The organism is Flavobacterium sandaracinum (assembly GCF_004349135.1).
Taxonomy (GTDB): Bacteria; Bacteroidota; Bacteroidia; order Flavobacteriales; family Flavobacteriaceae; genus Flavobacterium; species Flavobacterium sandaracinum.
The window spans coordinates 82,450-93,534 of the sequence record NZ_SMFN01000016.1; the positions used below are offsets into that span (position 1 = coordinate 82,450).

The 11,085-nt window shown below is 35.9% G+C and carries 11 protein-coding genes and 1 pseudogene; 7 read left to right on the forward strand and 5 right to left on the reverse strand.

All coding sequences use genetic code 11. The features are described 5' to 3' along the window. The first annotated feature begins 8 nt into the window (after positions 1–8). Positions 9–1,094: a glycoside hydrolase family 130 protein gene (locus tag E0F91_RS13040; protein ID WP_132066899.1), complete on the forward strand. Its 1,086-nt coding sequence runs from the start codon at positions 9–11 to the stop codon at positions 1,092–1,094. 26 nt (positions 1,095–1,120) lie between these two features. On the opposite strand, the gene E0F91_RS17765 is transcribed toward E0F91_RS13040, so the two are convergent. After that, positions 1,121–1,297 (reverse strand): hypothetical protein, encoded by a 177-nt coding sequence (locus tag E0F91_RS17765; protein WP_165930132.1) that lies wholly within the window; start codon positions 1,295–1,297, stop codon positions 1,121–1,123. Positions 1,298–1,894: 597 nt separating this feature from the next. Further along, complete coding sequence (locus tag E0F91_RS13050; RefSeq protein WP_132066901.1) at positions 1,895–3,457, reverse strand: NAD(P)/FAD-dependent oxidoreductase; 1,563 nt, start codon at positions 3,455–3,457, stop codon at positions 1,895–1,897. A gap of 207 nt (positions 3,458–3,664) precedes the next feature. Here E0F91_RS13050 and E0F91_RS13055 point away from each other — a divergent pair, with 207 nt between their 5' ends. Then, a complete protein-coding gene (locus E0F91_RS13055; RefSeq protein WP_132066902.1) occupies positions 3,665–3,907 on the forward strand; it encodes a hypothetical protein in 243 nt (80 codons plus the stop codon). A 75-nt stretch (positions 3,908–3,982) separates the two neighbouring features. Here the strand turns inward: E0F91_RS13055 and recQ are convergent, their stop codons facing one another. Next, on the reverse strand, positions 3,983–6,178 hold the full coding sequence (recQ, locus tag E0F91_RS13060) for a DNA helicase RecQ (protein ID WP_132066903.1): 2,196 nt from the start codon (positions 6,176–6,178) through the stop codon (positions 3,983–3,985). An 85-nt stretch (positions 6,179–6,263) separates the two neighbouring features. Here recQ and E0F91_RS13065 point away from each other — a divergent pair, with 85 nt between their 5' ends. The 5 genes from E0F91_RS13065 to E0F91_RS18235 all read left to right on the forward strand — a co-directional run bounded on the left by E0F91_RS13065 (position 6,264) and on the right by E0F91_RS18235 (position 9,782). Continuing rightward, on the forward strand, positions 6,264–7,229 hold the full coding sequence (locus tag E0F91_RS13065; protein ID WP_165930133.1) for a KpsF/GutQ family sugar-phosphate isomerase: 966 nt from the start codon (positions 6,264–6,266) through the stop codon (positions 7,227–7,229). Continuing rightward, positions 7,229–8,044 carry a twin-arginine translocase subunit TatC gene (tatC, locus tag E0F91_RS13070; protein WP_132066904.1) on the forward strand — a complete coding sequence of 272 codons (816 nt, stop codon included), beginning with the start codon at positions 7,229–7,231 and terminating at the stop codon, positions 8,042–8,044. The genes E0F91_RS13065 and tatC overlap by 1 nt, the downstream gene beginning before the upstream one ends. Further along, a complete protein-coding gene (locus tag E0F91_RS13075) occupies positions 8,037–8,390 on the forward strand; it encodes a carboxymuconolactone decarboxylase family protein (RefSeq protein WP_073354371.1) in 354 nt (117 codons plus the stop codon). The genes tatC and E0F91_RS13075 overlap by 8 nt, the downstream gene beginning before the upstream one ends. Before the next feature lie 343 nt (positions 8,391–8,733). Further along, positions 8,734–9,474, forward strand: coding sequence for an LPS export ABC transporter ATP-binding protein (lptB, locus tag E0F91_RS13080; protein ID WP_132066905.1), 741 nt, complete (start codon positions 8,734–8,736; stop codon positions 9,472–9,474). A 194-nt stretch (positions 9,475–9,668) separates the two neighbouring features. Then, entirely contained in the window at positions 9,669–9,782 is a 114-nt protein-coding gene (locus E0F91_RS18235; RefSeq protein ID WP_424955343.1) for a hypothetical protein, read from the forward strand. Between the two features lie 142 nt (positions 9,783–9,924). Here E0F91_RS18235 and E0F91_RS13090 read toward each other — a convergent pair whose 3' ends face one another. Both E0F91_RS13090 and E0F91_RS17860 read right to left on the reverse strand, forming a co-directional pair. Further along, the gene (locus tag E0F91_RS13090; RefSeq protein ID WP_132066906.1) at positions 9,925–10,788 is read right to left on the reverse strand and encodes a glycoside hydrolase family 25 protein; all 864 of its coding nucleotides are present in this window, start codon (positions 10,786–10,788) and stop codon (positions 9,925–9,927) included. A gap of 75 nt (positions 10,789–10,863) precedes the next feature. Further along, positions 10,864–11,085, reverse strand: a pseudogene (locus E0F91_RS17860) (IS4 family transposase); the annotation flags it as partial.

Here is an 11,085-nt window from a genome sequence, read left to right on the forward strand (position 1 = left end):
TGAACACTATGAAACAAATCTTTACACTAGTATTCTTATTTATTTTAATCAGTTGCGGCAGTAATCCAGCTTATAACTCCAAAACGAAAAGCAAAGATTGGGCACTCCTAAACTTTGTCAAAGTAGACAGTCTTAACCCAATTTTAGAACCTCAATTAGATCAAGTCTTTCAATCTCCTATAACCAACAAACAAGTACGCTGGGAAGAACGAAATGTACTGAATCCCTCTGCAATTGTCAAAGACGGAAAGGTATATCTTATCTACAGAGCGCAGGACAAGGATATGACATCAAGACTAGGGCTGGCCATTAGCGAAGACGGACTGCATTTTAAAAAACAAGCCACACCCATTTTTTATCCAGACAACGATGCAATGAAACAGTACGAATGGAACGGCGGCGTGGAAGATCCAAGAATAATTGAAAGTGAAAAGGGAACCTATATCATGACCTATACTTCCTATGATGGGAAAACGGCCCGACTTTGTTTAGCCAGCTCAAAAGATTTAATAACATGGACTAAACATGGTTTAGTTTTAAAGGGTGAAAAATACAAAGATTTATGGTCAAAGTCGGGAGCTATTGTTTGCAAACAAGACGGTGAAAAAATCACAGCGACTAAAATCAAAGGCAAATACTGGATGTATTTTGGCGATACTGATTTGTACCTAGCAACATCCAAAGATCTTATTCATTGGGAGGTAGCCGAAAACGAAGAAAACAAAAAAATGATTGCCGTTTTGCATCCTCGAACCGGTTATTTTGATAGTCGCTTGGTAGAGCCTGGCCCTTTTGCTTTACTCCAAAAAGAAGGTATTGTACTAATTTATAACGGAAGTAATGCTGCCAATTTCAATGATCCAACTTTACCCAAATTCACTTATGCAGCAAGCCAAGCGCTATTTGACAAAGAACAACCCTATAAACTAATAGACCGAATGGAGGATTATTTTATTCACCCGGACAAACCTTACGAAAACACAGGCGAAGTAAACGAAGTTTGTTTTGTAGAAGGATTGGTTTATTTTAAAAAACAATGGTTTCTATATTATGGAACGGCAGATTCAAAAATTGCCGTTGCTGTTAAAAAATAAACACCGGCACTTCAAATACAAACAAATTAATCCGCAACTAAACTTTCTAGATACGCCAAGAATCTAGATAGTATACCTCTACTATTTTCGCTCGTTAAATTTTTTTTTTCAACTTTTTCAAATTCGTTAAAAGTAGAAATAAAGAACGCCACAAAGCATAAAATCACGACCACGGTCATTATAATTAATTCTATATTTTCCATATTATTTTTTGAGTTTTAAATTTAAAAATATCAAAAGGCCTAGTATTGTTGGAGGCCACAAACCAATAAAAATAGCACGCTGTGGATCTTTTAAAACAATATAATAATATTCAGAAGTAAAAATTAACGCTACCACAAGTAGTAAAATTAAGATTTCAGATTTTTTGAATTTTTGAAACATATTTATGATTTTAATAGTTTTTTTATAAATTTATTTTAAACATATCGATAAAAGTAAAAAATATTTAACAAGATGATTGTTTTTTTTCAACCTAATGATCTAAATTATAATAACTATAAATAAAGAAAACTTAAAATAATAATTAGGAAAACATTAAAATCAATAAAACTGATGAATAATAAAACGTACTCTTTTCGCGCTTGAGTGAGCATGCCGTGAAAGTTTACAAAAAAATAACACCATTTAAGAAATGGACTAATAATAGGTATTCGCGAAATACCCTTTTTTAAAAATTTAAAACAAAAAACGCAATCACTACCATTTTTATAAAATAAAAAAAATGGAAGTAATGCTATGCAAGATAAGGCGAATAATGCAATTGTAAAACCAAGAAAATATTTAAAAATTAGAGGTTTTTATTTATTCAAAAGTGCACCAATCATCAACGCGCATTTTTCTCCATCAATGGCAGCAGATATAATTCCGCCCGCATAACCTGCACCTTCTCCACATGGATACAATCCTTTTATTTGCACGTGTTCGTAAGTCAAGGGATCTCTGGGAATACGCACTGGCGAAGAGGTTCTGGATTCCGGAGCATGAAGTATAGCTTCATTGGTCAAATACCCACGCATCGATTTTCCAAATTCGGTGAATCCTTCTCGTAATATTTGTGTTAAAAAACCAGGAAAAACCGCACCCATTTCTACTGAAGTCGTTCCAGGAACATAAGACGTTTTAGGAATATCGGATGAAACTCGGTTTTGTGTAAAGTCAATCATGCGTTGTGCTGGAACTTTTTGACTTTCACCAGCGAGATGCCACGCTTTTTGCTCAATGCTTTTTTGGAATTCCATTCCAGCCAAAGCACCAAATTTAGCAAATGGTTTAAAATCTTCCAGTTGCAATTCGATCACAATTCCGGAATTAGCAGTAGCCTGATCTCTTTTGGATGGAGACCAACCATTTGTAACCACTTCGCCAGGACTCGTCGCACAAGGCGCAATTACGCCACCGGGGCACATACAAAAAGAATACATTCCCCTTCCTCCTACTTGTTTCACGATAGAATACGGAGCTGGAGGCAAATAGTCCCCGCGATAATCACAACTATACTGAATGCTGTCAATTAAGGATTGCGGATGTTCTGCTCTTACGCCCAAGGCAAAAGGTTTGGCTTCTATAAAAACTTTCTTTCTATCCAATAATTCGAAGATATCTCGAGCCGAATGTCCGGTAGCCAAAATAATTTTATTGGCAAGAATCGTATCTCCGTTTTGGGTAACAACACCTTGCACTTCATTATTTTTTAGTAAAATATCAGTCAAGCGGGTTTCAAACAAAACCTGTCCCCCACATTCTATAATTTTCTCCCGAATATCCTGAATAATTTGAGGTAATTTATTCGTTCCAATATGGGGATGTGCTTCAATCAGAATATCGGGTGAAGCGCCAAAAGCAACAAATAATTCCAAAATCCTGGTCACATCACCTCTTTTTTTAGAACGGGTGTATAACTTCCCGTCCGAATAGGTGCCTGCGCCACCTTCACCAAAACAATAATTAGAATCTTCGTTGACAACATGATCCACATTGATGGCTTTCAAATCACGTCGTCTGCCACGAACGTCTTTTCCACGTTCAACCACTATAGGTTTCAACCCTAACTCTATCAATTGTAACGCAGCAAAAAGTCCCGCAGGTCCCGCGCCAACAACAATTACTTCTTGTGCAGAAGAAACATTTTTATAATCAGGAAGTTGTATTTTGGTTTCCTGAAAAGGTTCCCCTTTCAAAAAAATCGTTACTTTCAAATTGATTTTTATCGCTTTCTGACGTGCATCAATGGAGCGTTTTAAAATAGAAACATGCTGAATATCGGCTACCGAAACTTTGATTTGTTTCGACAAATAATCTTTTAGCAACAATTCGTTTGTGGCTATTTCTGGAGTAACCTGTAATAAAAGTTCTTGAGGCATTGTTTTGGATTGTTCGATTTTTAGATTATCAGACGTTTAAAAGTGTCTTACATAATTCTGGTACAAAAGTAGCATTTTGAACTGACTTCTTCTTACTGAAAGAATAATCCGTTCTCAATTTTTTAAAATTGACCTCTTTTCGAATTAGACTTTGTAACTTTGCCGCTTCAAAACAGTTAAACCGCTAACCGATTAATCGAAGAAAAAATGTCTAGAAAAATAAAATTGATTTGGGATTTTCGTGGACCGGCTTCCGCAAAAACGGCAGAGCACCACGAAATTCATTTGAAGGAATACATCGCAATTGAAAAACTTACTTTAAATATTACCGGTTTTGAAATCCAAGGGGAAATGCAAGCAATTGCTTTTATGGTGGTAACCGATGAAAACATGATTTCCGTTCGTGACGCTTTGAAACCGCATCGGGGAGAAATTTTTAGTGGTCAGTAGTCAGCTTTTAGTAATCAGCCCAATATTACCATACTGAAATAACTGAATACTAAAAACTGTACACTGAAAACTGCTTTAATTAGCCACCTCACTAATGAATTTAATACGCATTAAACGCAATTCGTCAAGATCATAATCTCCATCAAATTCTTTTAAGGCAGATTCAATATTATCGGATTCCGATTCCATAAAATAATCATGAATTTCTTCCTGTTGATCATCGTCCAACATATCATCAATCCAATATTTGATATTCAGTTTGGTTCCAGAATAAACAATCTGCTCCATTTCTTTAATTAGTGCGTCCATATTAATTCCTTTGGCGGAAGCAATATCATCGAGAGATAATTTTCTGTCAATGTTTTGAATGATATAAAGCTTATTTACGGAATTGACTCCGGTGGATTTCACTACTAAGTCTTCTGGACGAGTAATGTCATTTTCGGTAACATAACGGCTAATTAATTCTAAAAATTCCTTTCCGTATTTTTTAGCTTTTCCTTCTCCAACTCCGTGAATGTTAATCAGTTCTTCTTGGGAAATAGGGTATTTCAGTGCCATATCTTCCAGTGAAGGATCTTGAAAAACCACAAATGGAGGAACACCTACTTTTTTAGCTACCTTTTTTCGCAAATCACGCAACATTCCCATAAGAACTTCATCAGCAACTGCTGTTGATTTTGAAGCAGTAACTATCGCTTCATCTACTGATTCATTGTATTCATGATCCTCGGACATCAAAAAAGATTGTGGCTTTTGAATGAAATCTAATCCTTTATCTGTGATTTTCACAATGCCATAGGTCTCAATATCTTTTGATAAAAACCCTCCGACCAAAACTTGGCGTAATAAGGCCATCCAGAATTTTTCGTCATGATCAGAACCACAACCAAAAAAAGATTGCGTATCTGTTCTGTGTGCTTTAATCACGGCGTTGACGCGACCAATCAAGGTAAAAACAATTTCTTTTGATTTATACAAATGTTTGGTATCCCGCACTACTTCCAATAGTTTAACCACTTGATTTATGGCTTCCACTTTTGTTTTTGGATTTCTTACATTATCATCCATGTCGGCACCTTCTCCCGTAACATCATCAAATTCCTCCCCGAAATAATGCAACAGAAACTTTCTTCTGGACATCGAAGTCTCGGCATAAGCCACAACTTCCTGTAATAATGCAAAACCAATTTCCTGCTCAGCAACTGGTTTACCGGACATGAATTTTTCTAATTTTTCGACATCTTTATAGGAGTAATAAGCTAAACAATGCCCTTCGCCACCATCACGACCGGCACGACCCGTTTCTTGGTAATAACTTTCCAGTGATTTTGGAATATCATGATGAATTACAAAACGCACATCGGGTTTATCAATTCCCATCCCAAAAGCGATAGTTGCCACCACCACATCTACATCTTCCATCAAAAACATATCTTGGTGTCTGGCTCGGGTTTTAGCGTCCAATCCCGCATGATACGGCACGGCACTAATTCCGTTTACCTGCAAAACTTCGGCAATAGCTTCGACTTTTTTGCGGCTTAGGCAATAAATAATTCCTGATTTCCCTTTGTGTTGTTTTATAAATCGAATAATATCCGATTCAATATTTTTTGTTTTTGTGCGTACTTCGTAATATAAATTAGGTCGATTGAAAGAGGCTTTAAAAGTTGTCGCATCTGTCATATCTAAGTTTTTCAGAATATCTTCTTGTACTTTTGGTGTAGCCGTAGCGGTCAACCCGATAATAGCCACATCACCCAATTGCTTGATAATGTGTTTTAAATTTCGATATTCTGGTCTAAAATCATGTCCCCACTCTGAAATACAATGGGCTTCATCAATTGCGACAAAAGAAATAGTAACATTTTTAAGAAAATTAACATACTCCTCTTTAGTCAAAGATTCAGGAGCAACATAAAGCAACTTTGTCAATCCAGACGTGATGTCTTTTTTTACTTGTGTAATTTCAGTTTTTGTAAGGGAAGAGTTTAAAACGTGAGCCACTCCGTTTTCAGAAGACAAACTCCTAATGGCATCCACCTGATTTTTCATCAAAGCAATTAGGGGAGAAACAACTATAGCCGTTCCTTCCTGAATTAAAGCAGGCAATTGATAACAAAGTGATTTTCCTCCTCCAGTAGGCATAATCACAAATGTATTCTGTTGATTCAGTATACTTTTTATGACTTGTTCCTGCAATCCTTTAAATTGGCTAAAGCCAAAATACTTCTTTAATTCTTTGTGTATGTCAATTTCGTTTGGATTCATTCTTTATTATGTGGTATTTTGTATAAATTTGCGACACCTAAAGGTACAAATTTCTTTTACACATACAAATTTTAATTATTCTGTTTTGATCACCAAAGAAAATATATTGGCCAGTGCCAAAAAAACAATCTTATCGGAAAGCCAATCCATAGCTAAACTAATTGATTTACTAGACAATAACTTCATTGAAGCCACGCAAAAAATCTATAATTCAAAGGGGCGATTAGTCGTAACAGGAATAGGAAAAAGCGCCATCATAGCTCAAAAAATGGTCGCTTCCTTCAATTCTACTGGGACACCCTCTCTTTTTCTGCATGCTTCTGAAGCCATTCACGGAGATTTAGGCATGATTCAAAGCGAGGATGTTATCATTTGTATTTCCAAAAGCGGCAACAGTCCAGAAATAAAAGTCTTGGTTCCGCTTTTAAAACGTTTTGGAAACACGCTGATAGCAATAACAGGCAACATGACCTCCTTTTTGGCTAAGGGTTCCGACTATATTTTAAATACAACTATCGATGCGGAATCTTGCCCAAACAACCTAGCACCCACCAATAGCACTACGGCACAATTAGTCATGGGCGATGCTCTTGCGGTATGCCTAATGGAAATGCGTGATTTTAAACCGGAAGATTTTGCAGTGTACCATCCCGGTGGTGCATTAGGTAAAAAATTACTATTGCGCGTGAAAGACATGTTGGAGCACAGCCTAAAACCTATGGTTGCTCCAGAAGCCTCCATAAAAAAAGTTATTTTTGAAATTTCCGAAAAACGTCTTGGCGTAACTGCCGTAGTCGAAAATGATACCGTAATTGGTATTATTACTGATGGTGACATTCGAAGAATGCTAAACGATAGCGATACTTTTGCTGATTTGACAGCTCGAGATATTATGACCAAAAACCCAAAAATGACTTCCTCCAATACAATGGTAGTAGAAGCATTAAATATAATGGAAGATTTTTCCATTACCCAATTAGTAGTTGTTGATGATACGCACTACAAAGGCATACTGCATTTACACGATATTTTAAAAGAAGGAATAGTATAATGGCAAAAAAAAACTTAAACGAAATGTCGTTTTTAGATCATCTTGAAGAATTAAGATGGTTATTGGTTCGAAGCACAATTGCAATATTAATTTTGGCTACATTCACTTTTTTTATCAGTGATTATATTTTTGACGTGGTCATTTTTGGGCCTACCAATGCTAACTTTATTACCTACCGCTTCTTTTGTGACCTCTCCAATCAATTGGGCTTCGCCGAAACTATTTGCGTAACAGAAATGCCTTTTATCATTCAAAACACCAATATGGAAGGGCAAATCAACGTTTTGATTTGGACCTGTATAACCGCTGGATTCATTCTTGGATTTCCGTTTATACTTTGGGAAGTATGGAAATTCATCAGTCCGGCTTTATATGCCTCAGAGAAAAAACATGCGAAACTTTTTATTTTTTCGTCTTCGTTACTTTTCTTTCTTGGCGTCTTGTTTGGGTACTATGTAATTGTTCCCATGTCCGTTAACTTTTTCGCTACATTCACCATCAGTGATGTTGTGAAGAACCAATTTAGTATCGATTCTTACATTGGACTCGTAAAAACAAGTGTTATCGCTTGTGGGTTGTTTTTCGAATTGCCTATAATCATCTATTTCTTGACTAAACTTGGGCTGGTAACACCCGTTTTCTTGAGAAAATATTGGAAATATGCCGTAATTATCATTTTAATAGTTGCCGCAATTGTAACTCCACCAGATGTTGTAAGTCAAATTATTGTTACCATTCCGATGTTGTTAATCTATGAAGCAAGTATCTTAATTTCAAAAATAGTAGTAAAAAATCAAAAAAAAATAAATGGCTGATATAATCGAAGAATTCAATGAATACCGTTCTAAAATGAACGAAAAATTACTAGCAGACAACAACAAAATTGTGAAACGAATATTTAATTTGGATACCAATGCATACGCTGCTGGCGCACTAGATGTAAAAACTAAAGAGTTGCTAGGATTAGTTGCTTCGGCAGTTTTAAGATGCGATGATTGTGTAAAATACCATTTGGAAACCAGCCATAAAGAAGGTGTTACCAAAGAGGAAATGATGGAAGCCATGGGAATTGCAACACTTGTAGGTGGGACTATTGTAGTACCGCATTTGCGTAGAGCTTATGAATTCTGGGAAGCTCTTGAAGAAAAAAGTGGTCAGTAATTAGTCAGCAGTGATCAAGGCAAACACTTCCTTCTTTTAAACCACATAGAGACATAGAAAAAAGCAAAAAAAGAGTTGGATAGGAATAATTCTTCCATCCCGAAGCGTCGGGACTATGTATTCTTTGCAAAATGAAATCCCTTTTTGCTTTAAACAACTAAAATCTATTTTCCTATGTGGTTTAAAATTTATTTATGATGCGTTTGCCCTTTAGCATTGCTATGAATTTAGAAATTCCAAAATTGAAGTTAAATCAATATACTAAAGAAACAAAATTCGTTTCTTTGCAATTATAAAAACTCAGTTACTCTGTAACTTTGTTCCTTAGCAACTTTATAAAAATATGAAATTAAGAGCCGAAAATCTAATCAAAACCTATAAAGGACGTAGTGTTGTAAAAGGCATTTCGGTAGAGGTGAATCAAGGAGAAATTGTTGGACTCCTAGGTCCTAACGGTGCTGGAAAAACAACCTCTTTTTACATGATTGTGGGATTGGTTAAACCAAATTCAGGCAATATTTTTCTCGATGACTTGAACATCACCGATTATCCGATGTACAAAAGAGCGCAGCAGGGAATTGGGTATTTGGCACAAGAAGCCTCTGTTTTCAGAAAGTTGAGTATCGAAGACAATATATTGAGCGTTTTACAATTGACCAAACTTTCCAAGGGGGAACAAGTAGCAAAAATGGAAAGCTTAATTGATGAGTTTAGCTTGGAACACATTCGGACTAACCGTGGGGATTTGCTTTCTGGAGGAGAACGCCGCCGTACTGAAATTGCACGTTGCCTAGCCACTGATCCTAAATTTATATTGCTGGATGAACCTTTTGCTGGTGTCGATCCAGTAGCGGTAGAAGACATACAGCGTATTGTAGCGCAATTAAAAAACAAGAATATAGGAATTTTGATTACGGATCATAATGTTCAAGAAACCCTGGCCATTACCGATAAAACCTACCTTATGTTTGAAGGTGGCATCTTAAAAGCAGGGATTCCAGAAGAACTAGTAGAGGACGAAATGGTGCGTCGCGTCTACCTAGGACAAAATTTTGAATTAAGAAAGAAGAAATTGGAGTTTTAGAAAAGTGGTTAGTGGTCACTATTTAGTAGTAGTGAATCAATTATAAAAAATACTATAAAATTCCAAGACCTATTAGCGTAACAGAAATCACTCTCATTAGCCATGACAATCTTTGAAACAAATCTTTTCCAAAAGAAGAAATGTATTCTTAAACCGACCAAATCAGACGTTCCTCTAGAAATGTTCCCGCTAATATTGCAGAAGCTTATAGAAAAAGAGTTTATCCTAAACATTTTCATAGTAAATTAACTGATTCCGATGCTGAAAACTCAGAAACACAAGTCTGGTTGGAGTTTTCACTTAAATGAAACTACACAAGCTAAAGCAATGAAGTGGGGAAACTAACTAATTACATGATTTTAAATCCTCAAAAGTTCGGAGTAACCATTTAAGAGTATCAACGAATCACCGTGAGCTGAATACTAATTACTGATTACTGAATACTTACAACTACTCCACAGTAATATACCGCAACTGCTGTACATCACCATTGTAAATATTGACATCGACATTACCCTTGATTCCTGGAATTGATGCTTTCTCCGTGAATTGCCAGAAGAGCCAATCCGATTCTATTTCCTCTCTGTAAAAGTTATAATTGGCAATCCAAAAAAGGTAATCGCTGAATTCTTCTTTTAAAAAATCATCATAATAGCGCTCTCCCGTGTAAATAATAGGCTTTACACCGTAGTGTGCTTCCACGGCTTTCAACCAGCGTTTCAGTCCTAATTTCAGATTAGCAATCGATTGATTTTTAGGTAATTTTTCAATATCTAAAACAGGAGGTAAATCCCCTTTTTGAAGACGAACAGTAGTTATGAAGAGTTGAGCTTGTTCCAATGAATTCTCGTTGGGACGGTAATAATGATAGGCGCCCCGAATCATTTTATTTTCTTTGGCGCCAAGCCAGTTCGTATCAAACTGACGGTCTTTGCGGTCTTTTCCTACCGTAGCACGAATAAACACAAAATGCAAAGGATACTTTTTTTCTATTGTATCTACATAAGACCAACTTATTTTTCCTTGGTATTCTGATACATCTATCCCTATACTTTTACCCTCATGTTTTTCAAGAACCTGAAAATTGCGGACATCAGAAATGCGTTTAGCGGCACGGGCCGCTCTGATCGTCTTGTCTGATTTAAACCCTAAATAATAGGCTAAACCATTTCGATAATGATAACCGCTACCCATTAGCAAAGCAATCAGAAAAGCAACAATCGAATAGCGTACAAGCTTCCCTGAGAAAACGGAAGCTTTCTTTTTGGAATTGCGAACCAATGTAGTTTTTCTTCGGACTGTTTGTTTTCTCATCACTGCTATCCGAAAGTTTTGAATAAAACTTAAAAACCCTTTGTTAAGTATTGTATTTGTTATAATTGTTGTTCTTTATTGAGAAAATAAGTCAGGTTTAAACAGCATTTTGTTTTGTTTTATTACTTTTTTTGCACCTTCATTAACTTGATTGCAAACATATTCTATGCTTAGATAAAAAGCTAAACATACTCTTATTTTTTCTACAAAATTAGAAAAGGTTTTTACTTTCTTGGCTATAGTTCTGTTTATGAGTTCTAATAACAAGTAACTTATTAAGGCGACATATATTTGAGA

What these genes read in the sequence shown, in the direction of transcription:
- E0F91_RS13090 (WP_132066906.1), bottom strand. Translation starts at nt 10,788, where the DNA reads ATGAGAAAACAAACAGTCCGAAGAAAAACTACATTGGTTCGCAATTCC.
- E0F91_RS13040 (WP_132066899.1), top strand. Translation starts at nt 9, where the DNA reads ATGAAACAAATCTTTACACTAGTATTCTTATTTATTTTAATCAGTTGC.
- E0F91_RS13050 (WP_132066901.1), bottom strand. Translation starts at nt 3,457, where the DNA reads ATGCCTCAAGAACTTTTATTACAGGTTACTCCAGAAATAGCCACAAAC.
- E0F91_RS13075 (WP_073354371.1), top strand. Translation starts at nt 8,037, where the DNA reads ATGGCTGATATAATCGAAGAATTCAATGAATACCGTTCTAAAATGAAC.
- E0F91_RS17765 (WP_165930132.1), bottom strand. Translation starts at nt 1,297, where the DNA reads ATGGAAAATATAGAATTAATTATAATGACCGTGGTCGTGATTTTATGC.
- recQ (WP_132066903.1), bottom strand. Translation starts at nt 6,178, where the DNA reads ATGAATCCAAACGAAATTGACATACACAAAGAATTAAAGAAGTATTTT.
- tatC (WP_132066904.1), top strand. Translation starts at nt 7,229, where the DNA reads ATGGCAAAAAAAAACTTAAACGAAATGTCGTTTTTAGATCATCTTGAA.
- E0F91_RS13055 (WP_132066902.1), top strand. Translation starts at nt 3,665, where the DNA reads ATGTCTAGAAAAATAAAATTGATTTGGGATTTTCGTGGACCGGCTTCC.
- lptB (WP_132066905.1), top strand. Translation starts at nt 8,734, where the DNA reads ATGAAATTAAGAGCCGAAAATCTAATCAAAACCTATAAAGGACGTAGT.